Genomic DNA, 18,714 nt, shown 5'->3' on the forward strand with positions numbered 1-18,714 from the left:
ATCTGTTGCTTTCGAGTGCGATACTCGATACCTAGAGCAGGCTTTGAAGCGTTCGGTGCAGCATCGAAACGTTGCTGCCCTTGGCGACGAACCCTGTTTGGGTCTCTGAAAGGAGGGCCAGAACTCTATCAGCTTCGGCTTTGCTTGGGAAGGACCCAAACACGCAACTTCCAGTCCCGGTGAGTCGAGCCTCAGTGTACTGGCCCAGTTCATTCAATGCTGCGCGAATGGCTGGATAACTGTGCTCTACCACAAGTTGGCAGTCATTTCGACTGTTTCCCTCGGGAACGGGGCGCATCTTAAGGGGGAGGGAATCACGTGTCAACTGTGGATGTGAAAAAATTTCCGCAGTGCTGACAGACACTTGCGGCACCAGCACCACGTACCAGGGCTCGGCTGGATCGACCGGGGTCAGCCGCTCGCCGACTCCCTGCGCGAACGCCGCGTGCCCGCGCACGAACACCGGCACGTCGGCGCCCAGCGTCAGACCCAGTTCGGCCAGGCGATCATGGCTCCAGTGCAGTTGCCAGAGATGATCGAGCGCCAGCAGGGTGGTCGCGGCGTCCGAGCTGCCGCCGCCGATGCCGCCGCCCATGGGCAGGACCTTGTCCAGCCAGATGTCCGCACCCAGCGTGCAACCCGACGCCTGCTGCAGGCCGCGCGCCGCGCGCACGATCAGGTTGCTGTCGTGGGCCACCGAGGCGAGGGTGTCGTGCAGGCGGATCTCACCGTCCTGGCGGACTTCGAAGCTCAGCTGGTCGGCATGCTCGAGAAACTGGAACACGGTTTCCAGTTCGTGGTAGCCGTCGGCCCGACGGCCGAGGATGTGCAGCCACAGGTTGAGCTTGGCCGGGGCCGGCAAGATCAGGCGCGCCATGGATCAGTGCCCCAGCTGGCGCGGCTGCCAGTCCTTGATCACCAGCGTGACGTCCAGGTCCTGACCGTGCAGCTTGATGCGCTCGGGCACGGTGAAGCCGTTCTGCTCGGTGTAGCTCAGGTACTGCACCTGCCAGCCGTCCTGGTTTAGGCTTGCCAGGTGGCTGTCGCCATCGAGCGTCAGCTGGCTCTTGGTGTCCGGTGCCGGCAGGCCGCGGACCCACCAGACCAGATGGGAGACCGGCAGCTTCCAGCCCAGCTGTTCTTCCAGCAGGGCCTCGGGCGAGGGCGATTCGTAGCGGCCCTGGTTGGCGACTTCCAGCACCACGCCGCCCGGACGACCGGTCAGGCGTGCTGCGCCGCGACCGAGCGGGCCGGCCAGGCGTATGTCGTAGTAATCCTGGCGTTGCAGCCAGAACAAGGTGCCGCTGCCCGAGTCCTTCGGGGCGCGGATGCCGATCTTGCCGTTGATCTGCCAGCCGTCGAGGTTCGACAGCTGCTGTTTGTGGGCTTGCCACTGCTGTGGATTGCCGTGCCCTTGCAGGGCCTCGCGCGAACCGGTGCCGGCGCAGCCGGCGAGCAGGGCGATCAGGAAGAAGGTGGTGCAGTGGCGCAGCATGGACATGGTCAAAGACTCTCGGATCCGGTCAGGCGCAGGACGGTCTTGCGCAGGAGGGGGCTGTCAGGCTGGGCAGCGAAGCCCTTGGCCCAGAACTGGCGTGCTTCACGGCGCTTGCCGTTGGCCCAGAGCACTTCGCCCAGGTGGGCCGCGACTTCAGGGTCGGGGAACTGCGCGAAGGCCTGGCGCAACAGGCGCTCGGCTTCGTCCAGATGGCCCAGGCGGTAGTTCACCCAGCCCAGGCTGTCGAGCACGGCCGGGTCGTCCGGCGTCAACTGGTGCGCCTGCTCGATCAGCGCCTTGGCTTCGGCGTAGCGGGTGGTGCGGTCGGCCAGGGTGTAGCCCAGGGCGTTCAGGGCCATGGCGTTCTGCGGCTCGCGGGCCAGGATGGCGCGCAGGTCGCGCTCCAGACGCGGGATGTCACCGCGCTTCTCGGCCAGCATGGCATGGCTGTAAAGCAGGTTCAGGTCGTCCGGGTAATGCTTCAGCGCCTGGGTCAGCACCGCCTCGGCCTGGGTGTCCTTGCCGTCGTTACTGAAGGCCTCTGCCTCCACCAGGTACAGCTGGACGGCCAGGTCCGGCTGGGCTTCGCGCGCTTGGTCGAGCAGGCGCGAGGCTTCCTTGTCCCGGCCTTGGGTGATCATGATGGCCGCCTGACGCAGGTGAGCGGCCAGGTACTGCTCGCCAGGGCCGACCAAGGCGTATTCGCGCAGGGCGCCAGCCGCATCGCCACGGTCCTCGCGGATGCGCCCGAGGTTGAGGTGGGCGGCATCGACGTTGCTGTCACGGTCGATCAATTCCTGCAGGTAACCCTCGGCTTCCTGCCAGTCCTGGGTCTCGATGCTCACCAGCGCCAGGGAGTAGCGCAGCTCGTCGTCGTCCGGGTACTGCTGCAGCAGGCTGGCGAACTCGACCTTGGCTTCGGCCAGGCGGTCCTGTTCGACCAGGGTGCGCGCGTAGGTCAGGCGCAGGCGCTTGTCGTCGGGGTTCTCGCGAATCGCCTTCTGCAGCAGGGGCAGCGCTTCAGGCCCGCGGTCGAGTGCCTGCAGCAGCCGGGTGCGCAGCAGCATCGGGGCGATGTCGTCGCCCTGGGCCGGGTGCGCCTCGAGCAGGTCGAGGGCCTCCTGGGTCTTGCCGTCCTGGTTCAGCAGCAAGGCCTTGCCGAACAGCAACTGGCCGTTGTCGGGGTGCTTGGCCAGCAGCCGGTCGAAACTCTTGAGCAGGCCGTCGCGGGTGGCCTGGTCGGTCTCGGCCGCCGACAGCGCGAGGAAATCGAAATGCGTGTCGCCCTGGCCCTGCAGCACGCGCTCCATGTAGGTCATGGCGTCGTCGTAGCGCCCGGCGCGGGCCAGCTGGATGGCGGCGGCGCGTTGAGCGTCCAGGCTATCGGGGGCATGCCGTGCCCAGATCAGGGCGGTGTCCAGTGCCGGCTGGTCGGCGCCCAGGTATTCGGCGATCCGGTAGGCCCGTTCGGAGACGGCCGGGTCCTGGGTCTTCTCGGCCTGGTCGACGTAGTTGTCCAGCGCGAGGTCGAAGCGGTTGCGCTGACCGGCCAGTTCGGCCACCAGCAGGCTGTACAGCGTCTCGGGCGCGAAGGAGCCATACACCACCGGCTTGGCCGGTTCGGCAGGCGCGGCCTCGGCCACGGGCGCAGCGCTCTGCGGCGTCTGCGACGGCAGGCTCTGGCAGCCCTGGAGCAGGGCGAAGGCGAGTAGCAATGCGTGGGATCTGGTCATAGAAGAGGCTTTGGAGGGCTCACCGGCAGTCGTGGCAATCATGACACAAGCGCTGGGGCAAACCCACCTGCGATGGCCAAGGCCTATTGAGACAATAGTGAACGGTGGTTGTTCTGGAACCTGCGAAGTAGGACAATTATCGGCTTCCTGTCATCACCAGCGATTTTGCATGGCCTTTCTCGCACTTGGCATCAACCACAAGACCGCTTCGGTGGACGTTCGCGAGCGCGTGGCGTTCACGCCCGAACAGTTGGTCGATGCCCTGCAGCAACTGTGTCGACTGACCGCCAGCCGTGAAGCCGCGATCCTCTCGACCTGCAACCGCAGCGAGCTGTACCTGGAGCAAGAGCACCTGTCGGCCGACGACGTGCTGCTGTGGCTGGCCGACTATCACCGCCTGAGCCTGGACGAACTGCGGGCCAGCGCCTATGTGCACGAAGAGCACGCTGCCGTGCGCCACATGATGCGCGTGGCCTCCGGCCTCGACTCGCTGGTCCTGGGCGAGCCGCAGATCCTCGGCCAGATGAAATCGGCCTATGCCGTGGCGCGTGAAGCCGGCACCATCGGCCCGCTGCTGGGCCGGCTGTTCCAGGCCACCTTCAGCGCTGCCAAGCAGGTGCGCACCGATACCGCGATCGGCGAGAACCCGGTGTCGGTGGCGTTCGCCGCCGTCAGCCTGGCCCGGCAGATCTTCAGCGACCTCGGACGCAGTCAGGCGCTGCTGATCGGTGCCGGCGAAACCATCACGCTGGTGGCCCGCCACCTGCACGAGCAGGGCGTGCGCCGGATCGTGGTGGCCAACCGGACCCTCGAGCGTGCCAGCCTGCTGGCCGAGCAGTTCGGGGCCCATGCCGTCCTGCTGGCCGACATCCCTCAGGAGCTGGCCAACAGCGACATCGTCATCAGCTCCACGGCCAGCCAGTTGCCGATCCTCGGCAAGGGCGCGGTGGAAAGCGCCCTCAAGCAGCGGCGGCACAAGCCGATCTTCATGGTCGACATCGCCGTGCCCCGCGACATCGAGCCGGAAGTCGGCGAACTCGACGACGTCTACCTGTATACCGTCGACGACCTGCACGACGTGGTGGCGGAAAACCTCAAGAGCCGCCAGGGCGCCGCGCAGGCCGCCGAAGAGCTGGTCGGCGCCGGGGCCGAGGACTTCATGGTGCGCCTGCGCGAACTGGCGGCCGTGGACGTGCTCAAGGCCTACCGCCAGCAGAGCGAACGCCTGCGTGACGACGAGCTGCAAAAGGCCCAGCGGCTGCTGGCCAACGGCGGCAACCCGGAAGAGGTGCTGGCCCAGCTCGCTCGAGGTCTGACCAACAAGCTGCTGCACGCCCCGAGCGTGCAGTTGAAGAAGCTGTCCGCCGAAGGCCGCGTCGATGCGCTGGCCATGGCTCAGGAATTGTTTGCCCTCAACGAAGGCCCCACGGACAAGACTCCGCAATGAAAGCGTCGCTGCTCAACAAACTGGACACGCTCCAGGACCGTTTCGAAGAACTGACCGCCCTGCTGGGCGATGCGCAGACGATCGCCGACCAGGCACGTTTCCGGACCTACTCGCGCGAATACGCCGAAGTCGAGCCGGTGATCGCCGCCTACCGCCAATGGTGCAAGGTTCAGGACGATCTCAAGGGCGCCGAAGCGCTGCTCAAGGACAGCGATCCGGACCTGCGCGAGATGGCCGTCGAGGAAGTCGGCGAGGCCAAGCAGCAGTTGCAGGCGCTCGAAGGCGGCCTGCAACGCATGCTGTTGCCCAAGGACCCCAACGACGGGCGCAACGTGTTCCTGGAAATCCGCGCTGGCACCGGTGGGGACGAGGCGGCGATCTTCTCCGGCGATCTGTTCCGCATGTATTCGCGGTACGCTGAAAAGCGCGGCTGGCGCCTGGAAATTCTCTCGGAAAACGAGGGCGAGCACGGCGGCTACAAGGAGATCATCGCCCGAGTCGAAGGCGACAACGTCTACGCCAAGCTCAAGTTCGAGTCCGGTGCGCACCGCGTGCAGCGTGTCCCGGAGACCGAGTCCCAAGGGCGCATCCACACCTCGGCTTGCACCGTCGCGGTGCTGCCCGAGCCCGATGAGCAGGCGGCGATCGAGATCAACCCGGCCGACCTGCGGGTGGACACCTACCGGGCCTCCGGTGCCGGTGGCCAGCACGTCAACAAGACCGACTCGGCGATCCGCATCACCCACTTGCCCACCGGCATCGTGGTCGAGTGCCAGGAAGAGCGCTCGCAGCACAAGAACCGCGCCCGCGCCATGGCCTGGCTGTCGGCCAAGCTCAACGACATGCAGACCAGCGCCGCGCAGAACGCCATGGCCAGCGAGCGCAAGCTGCTGGTCGGCTCGGGCGACCGTTCCGAGCGCATCCGTACCTACAACTACCCACAGGGCCGAGTGACCGATCACCGCGTCAACCTGACCCTGTATTCGCTCGACGAGATCCTGGCCGGCGGCGTCGATGCCGTGATCGAGCCGCTGTTGGCCGAATACCAGGCCGATCAACTGGCCGCACTGGGAGACTGAATGACCATCATCGCCAGCCTGCTGCGCGCCGCGCAGTTGCCGGGTTCGCCCACCGAGCGCCTGGATGCCGAGCTGTTGCTCGCCCATGCCCTGGGCAAGTCGCGCAGCTACCTGCACACCTGGCCCGAGCGCATCGTGCCCAACGAGGCGGCGCAGGCCTTCGCCGGCTACCTGGCGCGCCGCCGCGCCGGTGAACCCATCGCCTACATTCTCGGGCAGCAAGGGTTCTGGAAACTGGACCTGGAAGTCGCGCCCCATACGTTGATTCCTCGCCCGGAAACCGAGCTGCTGGTCGAGGCCGCGCTGCAGCGCCTGCCCGCAGGACCGGCACGCGTGCTGGACCTGGGCACGGGCACCGGCGCCATCGCCCTGGCCTTGGCCAGCGAGCGCCCCGCCTGGCAGGTCATGGCCGTGGACCGTGTCGAGGCGGCTGTGGCCCTGGCCGAGCGCAACCGTCAGCGACTGCGCCTGGACAATGTCCATATCCTGGCCAGCCACTGGTTCGAGGCGCTGGCCGACCAGCGCTTCGACGTGATCCTGAGCAATCCGCCCTACATCGCCAGCGCCGATCCGCACCTGGCCGTTGGCGATGTGCGCTTTGAACCCAGCAGCGCCCTGGTCGCCGGCCCCGATGGCCTGGACGACCTGCGCACGATCATCGTCCAGGCGCCGACGCACCTGGTGCCAGGCGGCTGGCTGCTGCTCGAACATGGATTCGATCAGGCCCCCGCCGTGCGCGAGCTGTTGCTGCGCCACGGCTTCGAAGCGGTCGACAATGTTCCCGATCTGGCAGGCCATCCGCGCGTCAGCCTGGGCCGCCTGCCATGCTGAGCGACCAGGCGCTGCTGCGCTACAGTCGCCAGATCCTGCTGCCGCAGGTCGACATCAAGGGCCAGCTGCGCCTGCAGCGCAGCCGCGTGCTGATCGTCGGCCTGGGCGGGCTGGGCTCGCCGGTCGCGCTGTACCTGGCGGGCGCCGGTGTCGGCGAGCTGCACCTGGCCGACTTCGACGACGTCGACGTGACCAACCTGCAGCGCCAGATCCTGCATGACACGCTCAGCGTCGGTGCGAGCAAGGTCGACTCCGCGCTGCAGCGGCTGACGGCGCTCAACCCTGAGGTGCGTCTGGTGGCCCATCGGCAGGCCCTGGATGACGAGGCCCTGGTCGAGGCCGTGGGCGCTGTCGACTTGGTGCTGGACTGTTCCGACAATTTCGCCACCCGCGAAGCGGTCAACCGGGCTTGCGTACGCCAGGAAAAACCCTTGGTCAGCGGCGCGGCGATTCGCCTGGAGGGGCAGTTGACGGTCTTCGACACCCGCCAGGTGCACAGCCCGTGCTACCACTGCCTCTACGGACATGGCAGCGAGGCCGAGCTGACCTGCAGCGAGGCCGGCGTACTCGGCCCGCTGGTGGGGCTGGTCGGCAGTGTGCAGGCGCTCGAGGCGCTGAAGCTGCTGGCTGGCTTTGGTGAAACCCTGGTCGGCCGGCTGCTGCTGATCGACGCGCTCGGCACGCGCCTGCGCGAACTTCGGGTCAAGCGTGATCCAGGGTGTGCCGTGTGTGGCCATCGCCATGAATGAGCGCAACGCGCCGATCGGCGTGATGGATTCGGGTGTGGGCGGGTTGTCGGTGCTGGCCGAGATCCGACGCTTGCTGCCCTGGGAAAGTCTGTTGTACGTGGCCGACGGTGGGCACGTGCCCTACGGGGAAAAATCCCCCGAGGCCATTCGCCAGCGCTGCCGGATCATCGCCGACTTCTTTCGGGAGCAGGGCGCCAAGGCCCTGGTCCTGGCGTGCAACACCGCAACGGCCGCCGCGGTCGCCGACCTGCGTGAGGCCTACCCCGGCTGGCCACTGGTCGGCATGGAGCCTGCGGTCAAGCCCGCAGCTTCGGCCACCCGCAATGGCGTGGTCGGCGTGCTGGCGACCACCGGCACCTTGCAGAGCGCCAAGTTCGCCGCCTTGCTCGACCGCTTCGCCAGCGACGTGCGGGTCATCACCCAGCCCTGTCCAGGGCTGGTCGAGCTGATCGAAGAAGGGAATCTGCACAGCCCGGCATTGCGAGCGTTGCTGGCAGGCTACGTGCAGCCGCTGATCACCGCCGGTTGCGATACCGTGATCTTGGGCTGTACCCATTACCCCTTCCTCAAGCCGTTGCTGGCCGATCTGCTGCCGTCTTCGGTCATTCTCATCGACACGGGCACTGCGGTGGCGCGACAGGTGCGCCGGCTGCTGGAAGAGCGTGCGCTGCTCGCCGCCCCTCCTGCGAATGCCACACGTTTCTGGACCAGCGGGGATCCGGTGGCCTTCGCGCGAACGCTGCCTGTGTTGTGGGGCGCTCCCGATGAGGTTCGGCGTTTGGCGCGGTGAAACCCGCCTTGCTCGCCAAGCCCGCCGAATACCCGAAGTCGACCCGCTAGAGGGGCCACAGCGCGTCCACGTTCAACGCTTCCAGAACCAGTTCAGGGTGCCGGCCTGGCAGCGTCTCGACGATCCGATGAGCCGCCTTCTCCGCGGTCCACTCGCCGGGCGGCATCGGTCGGCCGAATACGGGCAGCTTGATCGACGAGGGCGCGATCAGCGACAGGCCGACGCCCTGGGCCTGGAGAGGTTGACGTTGCTCCCTGAACCACTGCACCAGGCTGTTGCTGGTCGAGAGCGGCAGGGCCGGATCCCCTTCCTGAGCGGCTGAAGCCTGACTGAAAAGACCGAGCACCAGGGGCTTGCGCGCTTTCGCCAACAAGGGCATGGCAGCCTCGAGAACGTGCCTGGCGGCGCGCCGATTGGTCTGGATGATGCTAGCGAACAACGTATTGGCCGTGATCTGGGCAGGGACGTAGTCGCAGGTGCCCGCATTGAGGATGCACAGGTTCAGGCTACCCCAACGTGCCTCGATCATGGCGCTCGTCTCAACCGCGGCCTGCGCATCGGTCAACAGGTGGGGCACCAGCAACAAATTGTGCACATCCTCATGTCCTGAGAAGGGCGTGAGAGAGACATCAGGCCTGACGCTTGCGGCCACGCGATGACCTTTTTTCAGCAAGTAATTGATCAAGGCGTACCCAAGACCACTGGAAGCGCCAGTGACCCAGACGACCAGCGATTCGCCCACTTCAACTCCTTAGCCTTGAATACGAGGCAGCCCTTTGAAAGCCTCCAAGGCGCGTTTTCGACTCTCGCTCAACTCCACGATGGGTCGTGGATACCCATGGTTTTCAACTATGTCAGAAGTGAGCGGCGGGAGATGAACGTTTTTGAACAGATGATCAATTTCCGGTATCCATTGGCCGATAAAGCGCCCATTTGGATCAAATCGCCGTGATTGAGTGACGGGGTTGAAGATACGGAAATACGGCACCGAGTCCGTGCCTGTGGAGGCGCTCCATTGCCAGCCGCCATTGTTGGCGGCCAAGTCGCCATCGATCAGGTGGCGCATGAAGTAGCGCTCGCCTTCACGCCAGTCGATCAACAGATTCTTGGTCAGGAACATGGCGGTGATCATGCGCAACCGGTTGTGCATCCAGCCGGTGGCGAGCAACTGGCGCATGGCTGCATCGATCAATGGAAAGCCCGTACGGCCTTCTTGCCACGCCTTTAGCTCGTCAGGCGCATGACGCCAGGGCAGGGCCTCGGTCTGCGGTCGAAAGGCTCGATGACGGGACACGTGGGGGTAACCGGTCAGGATGTGCTTGTAGAACTCGCGCCAGAGCAGCTCGGTGATCCAGGTCTGCACGCCTTGGTTGCCACTGTCGAGGTCACCCCGGTTGTGGCCGAGGGCGGCATGCAGGCACTGACGTACCGAAATCACGCCTGCGGCCAGGTAGGCCGATAACTGGCTGGTGCCCTGTTTTGCCGGCAGGTCGCGAAGGTGGTCATAGTCTTCAGCGATCTCGTCCAGAAAGCGGGCCAGTCGATGCTGGGCCTCGGCTTCGCCAGCAGGCCAGAGCGTACGCAGCGACTCAGCGGGTGGGGCGAAGCCGTCGACGTGCTTGGGCAGCTGGCTGCTCGGGATGGACAAGGGAGCCTGCTTGCGAACCGACGGGACAATGGCGGGCAGGCTGCCCAAAAGGCGCTCCATGCAGGCCTTGCGGAATTGACCGAAGACTTGGAAGTAGTGCCCGTTGCGCGTCAGCACCGAACCAGGCTTGAACAGCAGTTGGTCCAGGTGATCGTGCGCTTCGATACCGGCGTCTTCCAGCGCGGTGCGTACGGCGGTATCGCGGGTTTCTTCGTTGACGCCGTACTCGGCGTTCCAGTGGACCGCCTCGATCACGTGTTGATTACAGAGCGCCAGCACGGTCTCCGGGACTTGGGCCCAGGTGTCGATATGACGAATCAACAGCGGGATGTTCATGGCATCCAGACGCGTGCGCAAGGCCGCCAGGTTGCGCAGCCAGAAATCGACCTTGCACGCCGCGTCGTCGTGCGCCTGCCATTGCCCTGGCGTGACCAGCCACAGCGCGACGGTCGGGCCTCGTTCACAGGCGGCCTGCAGCGCGGTGTTGTCGTCGAGGCGCAGGTCGCTGCGCAGCCAGGTCAGTTGCATGGGTGGTCTTCGTCAGGCAGAGAAAGGTAGTTGCTGGCATGCTTGATGGCTTGAAAGTGCCGCAACGCGGCGTGAGGCGTGTCGAACAGCGAGCGTCCTGTCTCGGCAAGGTCCTGGAGTCCAGTCCGGTGCAGGGCCAGTGATGGCCCTCCGAGCAACACGGGCACGTGGATACCCTCAAGCGTCCGGCGCAGTGTCGACACGTCGAGTGAGCGGCCCAGGTGCAGCATCACTGCACAAGGCGTCAGGCGCTCCACGGCCTGTTGCAACTGCCGGCCGGTCACCGGTTGCTCAAGCGTTTCCACGGCCTGTCCGCTGCTGCTGAGCAGCCAGGCCGCCAGCCAGAAATGGGCATCGAACGGCTCACGGTTGTCCGTGGCCAGCAGCACGGCAGGACCTTCCAGGGACTGGACGTCGTGGTACACCCTGGCGCCCAGCTTGCTGCGCAGCCAACCGTGGAAGAACACCGTCTCCAGCTCGGCTTCGAACGGTGGTTGCCAGCGCTGGGCCAGGTGCTCGAGCACCGGCAGCAGCAGGCGCTCGCACAGGGTGATGGCCGGGTAGAGGGCCATGGCCTGGTTGAGCTGCTGGTCGAGTGCGCGCTGTGACAGGCGGCCAATGGCGTCGATCAGTTGCCTGGCGCGCGTCTGCCACTCGCCCTCCAGCTCAGGCAAGACCGTCGATTGCTGTTCGAGCAGGGCGCGCACCTGACCCACCGACGCCCCCCGGTCGAGCCAGCCGAGGATGACGCGGACACGGCCGAGCTGTTCCTGTGAGTAGAGCCGGTGCCCCTTGGCGGTGCGTTGCGGAACGATCAGCCCATAGCGTCGCTCCCAGGCACGCAGCGTGACGGGATTGACGCCCGTCAGGCGGGCGACGTCGCGAATGGGCAGCAAGGTTTCAGATGACATTGCGCAGCCCCAGCTTTTCCGGGTGAGGGTTGAGATAGGCCTGCTGCAGCAGGTAAGGGTCAGGATGGTTGTGCAGGTGATGCTTGAGCAGGGTCATCGGCACGACCAGCGGAACGATGCCCTGCTGGTACTGGGTGATCAGGCGCTGCAGCTCGACCTTGTCATCGCTGCAGATGACGGGGCGCAGGTAGCCGACCAGATGCTGCAGGACGTTGCTGTGCGTGCCCCGGTTGGCGCAACGGCGCAGAGCCGTCATGAGTTGGCTGAAATAGCGCGTCCCGACCGCCTGAGGGTCGTCGTCGCGGGTCATGGTACCCAGCAGACGCCCCAGTTCGCGATAGGCCTGGGGGTTGTGGGCCATCAGCAGGTACTTGTAGCGCGAATGAAAGGCGATCAACGCGCCGCGGTCCAGCCCCTGGGCCAACTGTGACTGCCAGTCAGCGTAGGCATAGACGCGGCTGACGAAGTTCTCGCGCAACACGGCGTCATGCAGGCGTCCTTCCTCTTCCACCGGCAGGTCGGGCTTCTCGGCACAGAACGCCGCCGCATAGGCACCTCGGCCGCCCTTGAGGGCCGGATGGCCGTTTTCCTGGTAGACCTTGACTCGCTCCAGGCCACAGGAGGGCGATTTCTGCATGAAGATGTAGCCACAGATATCGCCCAGTTCCCCCGCCATGCGCTTGCCGTAATCACGCAGGGCAGGGCCGTAATCCTCATCAGGATCGCGCGTGGCGACTACGTTCGGCGCCTCCGGGTCACCGATCAAGCGGATGGGCTCGCGGGGCACGCCCAGGCCGATGGCCATCTCGGGACACAGGGTGACCCAGTCGAAATGCTCGTCGAACAGCGTGTGACACAGCGAGGACGACTTGTGTCCACCGTTGTAGCGGACTTCATCGCCCGCGAGGCAGGCGCTGACCCCGATGCGGGGCTTGCGGGAAGGCACGGACGTGTTCATCGTCATCTCCGGAAAATACCTGTACAGGGGACAGCGCGTGTACAGGGCAATTCCCTTGCAAAAACCGGCTTCATGCCACCGCTGCGCAGGCGAGTCTCACTCCAGGTGCTCCAGCAGGCGGCGCGCTGCTTCCAGGCCGCTGAGCCAGGCACCTTCCACCCGGCCCGAGAGGCACCAGTCGCCACAGGCGTACAACCCTTGGTCGGCGTCGGCCAGGGCGCCCCATTCATGGTGTCCTGCGGGCCGTGCATACAGCCAGCGATGGGCGACGCTGAAGTCCGGCTCGGGCACCGTGCACTGCAGCAGTTCGGCGAACTCGCCACGCAGTTGCTCGACCACGGCCTCCTTGGGCAGGTCGATGTGCTGCTTGCTCCATGCCGAGGCCGCGTGCAGTACCCAGGTGTCGAGCAGCTCATCGCGCCCTGGCTTGCTGCGATTGCGTGCCACCCAGTCCAAGGCACTGTCCTGCACGAAGCACCCCTGCATGGGGGTTTCCAGCGGTTGGGTGAACGCCAGGGCGATGGCCCAGACCGGCTCCATCTGCACGTTGGCGGCCACGGCGGCCAGCTTGGGCGTGGCCGCCAGCAGAGGCGTGGCCTGGGGCGCTGGCACGGCAATCACGACGCGGCTGTAAGGGCCGTGGTTGTTGCCGTCGGCATCCTGGAGATGCCAGTACGCCTGGCCACGGAACACTTCGGTGATCCGGCAGCCAAAGTTGACGGTATGGCCGTCGAGCAGCCCGCGGGTGATGGCGCTCATGCGGGGTACGCCGACCCAGCGTGGCTGTTCGTCGGGAGAAGGACTCAGCTCGCCATGGCGGTATTGGAACAATTGGGGTGACCAGAGCTTGGCCCAGCCGGCCTGGGTCCATTGCTGGACTTCATCGACGAAGCGACGATCACGGGCAGTGAAGTATTGCGCCCCCAGGTCGAGCGCGCCGACGTCGCTGCGCTTGCTGGCCATGCGGCCACCGCTGCCATGGCCCTTGTCGAACAGGTGGACGGAATGCCCGGCCTTTTTCAGGGCCTGGGCAGCGGACAGACCGGCGATGCCGGCGCCGATGATGGCGATGGGTAAGGTCATGTTGGCCTCTTCGAACCGTGCGTGAGGGCGGTCGGTGCCGCCAGGGCATACCTGTACAATCCTGCGGCGTTGTATAAGGTCTGATCCGCTCGATGCAACAGGTTGGCCTATGTTTATCGGAGAACGTATGCCCCGAAAAGTGCCTTGGTCTTGACGATAGACCATGGCTGAACCGAAGAGGATGCAAACCATGCATATCGTGCTGACCGGTGGGACCGGTCTGATCGGCCGCCATCTCTGCCGCCACTGGTTGGCCCAGGGCCATCGATTGACGATCTGGAGCCGCACGCCCGACCAGGTGGCGCGTGCTTGTGGACAGGCCGTGCGAGGTGTCGCTCGGCTCGATGACATCGCGTCCGATGACCCTGTCGATGCGGTGATCAACCTGGCCGGCGCGCCGATCGCCGACCGCCCCTGGAGCGCAGCGCGACGGCAACTGCTCTGGGCCAGCCGCATCGGCATCACCGAGCAGTTGCTGGCCTGGTTCGAGCGTCGTCGCCAGGCGGGCAGCACCTTGCCGACGGTATTGGTCTCCGGGTCGGCGGTCGGGTGGTACGGCGACGGCGGCGAGCGGGAATTGACCGAAGCGTCGCCTCCGGTCAAGGAGGACTTCGCCAGCCAGCTGTGCATCGCCTGGGAAGAAACCGCGCAGCGCGCCGAGGCGCTGGGCATTCGCGTGGCGCGGGTGCGCACCGGCCTGGTGCTGGCGTCGGACGGTGGCATGCTGGCGCGCTTGCGTGTGCCCTTCAAGCTGGGCCTGGGTGGCCGTATCGGCGATGGTCGGCAGTGGATGCCCTGGGTGCACATCGACGATCAGATCGCCTTGATTGATTTTCTTGTGCAGCACGGCGATTGCCGCGGTCCCTATAATGCCTGCGCCCCGGCGCCGGTGCGCAACCGCGACTTCACCCAGGCCTTGGCGCGTGCGCTGCATCGACCGGCCTGCCTGCCGGTACCGGCGTTCCTGCTCAAGGCCGGCCTGGGCGAGATGTCGAACCTGCTGCTGGGCGGGCAGCGCGCGATGCCGGAGCGCCTGCGCGAAGCGGGCTTCGTGTTTCGCTTCACTGACTTGAAATCGGCGCTGGACGCCCTGTCCGAGCGCCTCTGACATAGGATACGGCATGACCGATCATGCGTTGTTGTTGGTCAATCTGGGTTCGCCGGACTCCACGTCGGTGGCCGACGTGCGGCGCTACCTCGACCAGTTCCTGATGGACCCTTACGTCGTCGACCTGCCCTGGCCCCTGCGGCGGCTGCTGGTATCGCTGATTCTGATCAAGCGCCCCGAGCAGTCGGCCCATGCCTACGCCTCGATCTGGTGGGAGGAGGGCTCGCCCCTGGTGGTGCTGACCCGTCGCCTGCAAGCGGCGATGGTCGAGCACTGGCCGCACGGGCCGGTCGAGTTCGCCATGCGCTACGGCCAACCGGCCCTGCCGGACGTGCTCGAGCGGCTGGCCGCGCAGGGTGTGCGTCAGGTGACCCTGGCCCCGCTGTACCCGCAGTTCGCCGACAGCACCGTGACCACGGTGGTGGAGCTGGCGCGCCAGACCGTCGAGGCCAAGCAGCTGCCGCTGAGTCTGCGCGTGCTGCAGCCGTTCTACGACGCGCCCGTGTACATCGAGGCGCTGGCGGCCAGTGCCCGGCCTCACCTGGAACAGCCTTACGATCACCTGCTGCTCAGTTTCCATGGTCTCCCGGAGCGGCACCTCAAGAAGCTGTTCGCCAAAGGCGTCAAGCACGACCTGCGGGCGCCGGACTGTTGCCAGGACGCGGATGCGCAGACGCGAGCGGTGTGCTATCGGGGCCAGTGCCTGGCGACCGCTAAGGCCTTCGCGCGTCAGGCCGGCATCCCGGATGGCAAATGGTCGGTGTCCTTCCAGTCACGCCTGGGGCGCGACAAGTGGATCGAGCCCTACACCGAAACACGACTGGACGAACTGGCCAAGGCGGGGGTCAAGCGCCTGCTGGTGATGTGCCCGGCGTTCGTCGCCGACTGTATCGAGACGCTGGAAGAGATCGGTGATCGCGGACGTGAGCAGTTCGTCGAGGCCGGCGGCGAGGAGCTGGTGCTGGTGCCGTGCCTGAACGATGATCCGGCGTGGGCCAGGACGTTGGCCGGGATGTGCCGGGCGGTGTGAAACGAAAACGCCCTGGCCGCAAGGGCCAGGGCGTCGCTGACGTCGTCGGTGCACGAGGCGCCGATCAGTCGTCGGCGGCCTTGTGCTTCCAGCTGTCATTGCCTGGCAACAGCAGATTCAGGGCAATGGCTACCACCGCGCACAGCGCGATGCCTTTCAGGCCCCAGTCGTCCGGACCATCGCCGCTGCCGACCAAGACCCCACCGATGCCGAAGACCAGCGTCACCGAGACGATGACCAGGTTGCGCGCTTCGGCCAGGTCGACCTTGTGGCGGATCATGGTGTTGAGGCCGACCGCTGCGATCGAGCCGAACAGCAGGCAGAGGATGCCGCCCATGACCGGCACCGGGATGCTCTGCAGCAGCGCGCCGAACTTGCCGATGAAGGCCAGGACGAGGGCGAACACCGCTGCCCAGGTCATGATCTTCGGGTTGTAGTTCTTGGTCAGCATCACCGCACCGGTGACTTCGGCGTAGGTGGTGTTGGGCGGGCCGCCGAATAGGCCGGCTGCCGTGGTGGCGATGCCGTCACCGAGCAGGGTACGGTGCAGGCCGGGCGTCTTCAGGTAGTCACGTCCGGTCACGCTGCCCACGGCGATCACGCCGCCGATGTGCTCGATCGCAGGCGCCAGGGCGACAGGCACGATGAACAGGATGGCCTGCCAGTTGAAGGCCGGTGCCGTGAAATTCGGCAGCTCCAGCCAGGGCGCCGCAACGATCTTGGCGGTGTCGACCACGCCGAAGGCGAACGACAGGGCGAACCCGACCAGCACGCCGGCGATGATCGGCACCAGGCGGAAGATCCCCTTGCCGAACACGGCCACGATCAGCGTGGTGAGCAGCGCGGGCATGGAGATCAGCATGGCGGTCTTGTACGGCAGCAGGACACTGCCATCGCCTGACTTGCCCATGGCCATGTTCGCGGCGATGGGGGCCATGGCCAGGCCGATGGAAATGATCACCGGGCCGATCACCACGGGCGGCAACAGCCGGTCGATGAAGCCGGTGCCCTTGATCTTCACCGCCAGGCCCATGAAGGTGTAGACGAACCCGGCCGCCATCACGCCGCCCATGGTCTCGGCCAGGCCGAACTGGCCCTTGGCGAGGATGATGGGGGTGATGAAGGCGAAGCTCGATGCCAGGAAGACGGGCACCTGACGGCCGGTCACCACCTGGAACAGCAGGGTACCCAACCCGGCGGTGAACAGCGCCACGTTAGGGTCCAGGCCGGTGATCAGCGGCATCAGCACCAGCGCGCCGAAGGCCACGAAGAGCATCTGCGCGCCGGAGACGACCTGACGCCAGAGCGGGTCGTTGAAACCCTCCTGCATGTCAGGCGTCCTTCTGCTTGGTGCCGAAGATCTTGTCGCCCGCATCGCCCAGTCCAGGGATGATGTAGCCGTCCTCGTTCAGGCACTGATCGATGGAGGCGGTGTAGAGACGCACGTCCGGGTGCGCGGCTTCGACCGTGGCAATGCCTTCCGGCGCGGCCACCAGGACCATGGCGCGGATGTCGCGGCAACCGGCTTTTTTCAGCAGGTCGATGGTGGCGACCATGGAGGCGCCGGTGGCCAGCATCGGGTCGATGATCAGGGCCAGACGCTGATCGATCTCCGGGGCCAGCTTTTCCAGGTAGGTGTGCGCCTCGAGGGTTTCCTCGTTGCGGGCAACGCCCACGGCGCTGACCTTGGCGCCGGGGATCAGGCTGAGCACGCCGTCGAGCATGCCGATGCCGGCGCGCAGGATCGGCACGACGGTGATCTTCTTGCCGGCGATCTTCTCGACCGACACCTTGCTGTGCCAGCCGTCGATCTCGTAGGTCTCGAGCGGCAGGTCCTGGGTGGCTTCGTAGGTCAGCAGCGCGCCGACTTCCTGGGCGAGTTCGCGGAAGTTCTTGGTGCTGATGTCGGCACGGCGCATCAGGCCGAGCTTGTGGCGGATCAGCGGATGGCGGATCTCACGAATGGGCATAAAAGGTAAGCTCCGGAAGGCGGGCAAAAAAACCGCGCTAGATTAATCTATTCAGCACGGCATGTCGCAGTCATTCTGCACGTTAGTCCATAAACGCTTGATCTGGCGTCGACGGGTGCGTACCTTTGCCCGCTTTTCTCATCCGCGCCCCCTGGAGACCGTCATGTCCGTCGACCTCGAGCACATCAATCACGTCATGCGCGAAGCTGACTGCCTGTACACCGAAGCTGAGGTCGAGGCGGCGATCGCCCAGGTCGGCCAGCAGATCAGCCAGGTCATGGCCGACAAGAACCCCGTGGTCTTCTGCGTGATGAACGGCGGCCTGATCTTCGCTGGCAAACTGCTGACGCACTTGCAGTTCCCACTGGAGGTGTCGTACCTGCATGCCTCGCGCTACCGCAATCAGACCAGCGGCGGGGAGCTGTTCTGGAAAGCCAAGCCTGAAATCTCGTTCATCGATCGCGACGTGCTGATCGTCGACGACATCCTCGACGAGGGGCATACCTTGAGCGCGATCATCGACTTCTGCCGCCATGCCGGCGCGCGTGAGGTACACACCGCCGTGCTGATCGACAAGGACCACGACCGCAAGGCCAGCCCGGACCTGAAGGCCAACTACGTCGGCCTGCCGTGCGTGGACCGTTACATCTTCGGGTATGGCATGGACTACAAGGGTTACTGGCGCAACGCCAACGGCATCTTCGCGGTCAAGGGGCTCTGAACCCGCTCTAGGCGCAGCGCCGTGGCGTATCGGTTCCCAGGCGTCATGCCGGGCTGGGCGTGCGTCCAGGATTTCCACGTCCATTCGTCCTGAAGGCGCATGCTAGAGTGCGACTCCCTCTGCCAAGGAGTCCCTCATGCGCGTTTTCCTCCCCTTGTTGATGGCCGTGGCACTCCCCCTGTCCGCCGCCCCGTTGCACGGCCAGTTCCTGCCGCCGGATGACCTCAACGTCCGGCAGCAGGCCCCCGAGGGCCAACAGTTGCTGCAGGTCACCGAGTACTCGGTGGTCGTCGGCACGCAGCGCCAGTCCGACCAGCAACCGATCCCGATCACCTCGTCGGTGACCCTGCGCCTGAAGGGCAAGCCCTTGAGCAAGGGCGCGACCGTCGCGCAGGTGCTGCTCAGCTTCGATGGCGAAGGCGGCAAGAGCCTGAAGAAGCCCGTCTACGATGAGAAGACCCGCACTCTCAGCCTCAACTACCCGATCAGCGACTACCGGGTGATCATGGACCTGCTGCGCAACGACATCGTCTACGTGCAGTTCCTCACCTATGCCAACGGCCATGTTTGGGCTGACCTGCACACGGGAGCCGTACGCGCGCGTTGAGCGGCGTGACCGGCCGCAGGTAC

At 65.7% G+C, this 18,714-nt stretch carries 19 protein-coding genes; 9 read left to right on the plus strand and 10 right to left on the minus strand.

Translation table 11 applies throughout. The features are described from left to right. Positions 1-31: 31 nt before the first annotated feature. The 3 genes from ispE to G7007_RS02710 are packed head-to-tail and all read right to left on the minus strand — an operon-like array spanning position 32 to position 3,231. Positions 32-877, minus strand: a complete 846-nt coding sequence (gene ispE / locus G7007_RS02700; RefSeq protein ID WP_181098905.1) for a 4-(cytidine 5'-diphospho)-2-C-methyl-D-erythritol kinase — start codon at positions 875-877, stop codon at positions 32-34. A 3-nt stretch (positions 878-880) separates the two neighbouring features. Next, complete coding sequence (lolB, locus tag G7007_RS02705) at positions 881-1,495, minus strand: lipoprotein insertase outer membrane protein LolB (protein ID WP_181099050.1); 615 nt, start codon at positions 1,493-1,495, stop codon at positions 881-883. Between the two features lie 8 nt (positions 1,496-1,503). Beyond that, a complete protein-coding gene (locus tag G7007_RS02710) occupies positions 1,504-3,231 on the minus strand; it encodes a tetratricopeptide repeat protein (protein ID WP_181098906.1) in 1,728 nt (575 codons plus the stop codon). 169 nt (positions 3,232-3,400) lie between these two features. Between G7007_RS02710 and hemA the strand changes: the two genes are divergently transcribed. From hemA to murI, 5 genes are read left to right on the plus strand one after another with little or no spacing between them, the layout of a single operon-like run. Continuing rightward, complete coding sequence (gene hemA / locus G7007_RS02715; RefSeq protein ID WP_181098907.1) at positions 3,401-4,678, plus strand: glutamyl-tRNA reductase; 1,278 nt, start codon at positions 3,401-3,403, stop codon at positions 4,676-4,678. Beyond that, positions 4,675-5,757 (plus strand): peptide chain release factor 1, encoded by a 1,083-nt coding sequence (prfA, locus tag G7007_RS02720; RefSeq protein WP_181098908.1) that lies wholly within the window; start codon positions 4,675-4,677, stop codon positions 5,755-5,757. Before hemA ends, prfA begins: the two co-directional genes overlap by 4 nt. Next, entirely contained in the window at positions 5,758-6,588 is an 831-nt protein-coding gene (gene prmC / locus G7007_RS02725; RefSeq protein ID WP_181098909.1) for a peptide chain release factor N(5)-glutamine methyltransferase, read from the plus strand. It abuts the gene before it with no gap. Further along, positions 6,582-7,337, plus strand: a complete 756-nt coding sequence (locus G7007_RS02730) for a molybdopterin-synthase adenylyltransferase MoeB (protein WP_181098910.1) — start codon at positions 6,582-6,584, stop codon at positions 7,335-7,337. Before prmC ends, G7007_RS02730 begins: the two co-directional genes overlap by 7 nt. Then, positions 7,330-8,127, plus strand: coding sequence for a glutamate racemase (gene murI / locus G7007_RS02735; RefSeq protein WP_181098911.1), 798 nt, complete (start codon positions 7,330-7,332; stop codon positions 8,125-8,127). Before G7007_RS02730 ends, murI begins: the two co-directional genes overlap by 8 nt. A gap of 46 nt (positions 8,128-8,173) precedes the next feature. Here murI and G7007_RS02740 read toward each other — a convergent pair whose 3' ends face one another. The 5 genes from G7007_RS02740 to G7007_RS02760 all read right to left on the minus strand — a co-directional run bounded on the left by G7007_RS02740 (position 8,174) and on the right by G7007_RS02760 (position 13,255). Beyond that, positions 8,174-8,869: an SDR family NAD(P)-dependent oxidoreductase gene (locus G7007_RS02740; protein WP_181098912.1), complete on the minus strand. Its 696-nt coding sequence runs from the start codon at positions 8,867-8,869 to the stop codon at positions 8,174-8,176. A gap of 9 nt (positions 8,870-8,878) precedes the next feature. After that, complete coding sequence (gene phrB, locus G7007_RS02745) at positions 8,879-10,303, minus strand: deoxyribodipyrimidine photo-lyase (RefSeq protein WP_181098913.1); 1,425 nt, start codon at positions 10,301-10,303, stop codon at positions 8,879-8,881. Continuing rightward, a complete protein-coding gene (locus G7007_RS02750; RefSeq protein ID WP_181098914.1) occupies positions 10,294-11,214 on the minus strand; it encodes a MerR family transcriptional regulator in 921 nt (306 codons plus the stop codon). Before G7007_RS02750 ends, phrB begins: the two co-directional genes overlap by 10 nt. Beyond that, on the minus strand, positions 11,204-12,172 hold the full coding sequence (locus tag G7007_RS02755; RefSeq protein ID WP_181098915.1) for a YbgA family protein: 969 nt from the start codon (positions 12,170-12,172) through the stop codon (positions 11,204-11,206). The genes G7007_RS02750 and G7007_RS02755 overlap by 11 nt, the downstream gene beginning before the upstream one ends. Before the next feature lie 96 nt (positions 12,173-12,268). Then, the gene (locus G7007_RS02760; RefSeq protein ID WP_181098916.1) at positions 12,269-13,255 is read right to left on the minus strand and encodes an NAD(P)/FAD-dependent oxidoreductase; all 987 of its coding nucleotides are present in this window, start codon (positions 13,253-13,255) and stop codon (positions 12,269-12,271) included. 190 nt (positions 13,256-13,445) lie between these two features. Here G7007_RS02760 and G7007_RS02765 point away from each other — a divergent pair, with 190 nt between their 5' ends. Further along, entirely contained in the window at positions 13,446-14,363 is a 918-nt protein-coding gene (locus tag G7007_RS02765) for a TIGR01777 family oxidoreductase (protein WP_181098917.1), read from the plus strand. 13 nt (positions 14,364-14,376) lie between these two features. Further along, on the plus strand, positions 14,377-15,393 hold the full coding sequence (gene hemH, locus G7007_RS02770) for a ferrochelatase (RefSeq protein WP_181098918.1): 1,017 nt from the start codon (positions 14,377-14,379) through the stop codon (positions 15,391-15,393). A 64-nt stretch (positions 15,394-15,457) separates the two neighbouring features. On the opposite strand, the gene G7007_RS02775 is transcribed toward hemH, so the two are convergent. Together G7007_RS02775 and upp are read right to left on the minus strand one after the other, a co-directional pair. Beyond that, positions 15,458-16,723, minus strand: a complete 1,266-nt coding sequence (locus G7007_RS02775) for a uracil-xanthine permease family protein (protein WP_181098919.1) — start codon at positions 16,721-16,723, stop codon at positions 15,458-15,460. Between the two features lies 1 nt (position 16,724). Continuing rightward, positions 16,725-17,363 (minus strand): uracil phosphoribosyltransferase, encoded by a 639-nt coding sequence (gene upp / locus G7007_RS02780; RefSeq protein WP_181098920.1) that lies wholly within the window; start codon positions 17,361-17,363, stop codon positions 16,725-16,727. A 163-nt stretch (positions 17,364-17,526) separates the two neighbouring features. Between upp and G7007_RS02785 the strand changes: the two genes are divergently transcribed. Beyond that, complete coding sequence (locus G7007_RS02785; protein WP_181098921.1) at positions 17,527-18,084, plus strand: hypoxanthine-guanine phosphoribosyltransferase; 558 nt, start codon at positions 17,527-17,529, stop codon at positions 18,082-18,084. A gap of 136 nt (positions 18,085-18,220) precedes the next feature. After that, positions 18,221-18,691: a hypothetical protein gene (locus tag G7007_RS02790; RefSeq protein ID WP_181098922.1), complete on the plus strand. Its 471-nt coding sequence runs from the start codon at positions 18,221-18,223 to the stop codon at positions 18,689-18,691. Positions 18,692-18,714 lie beyond the last annotated feature (23 nt).

The sequence above is a fragment of the Pseudomonas entomophila genome, from assembly GCF_013523125.1.
GTDB lineage: Bacteria > Pseudomonadota > Gammaproteobacteria > Pseudomonadales > Pseudomonadaceae > Aquipseudomonas > Aquipseudomonas entomophila_B.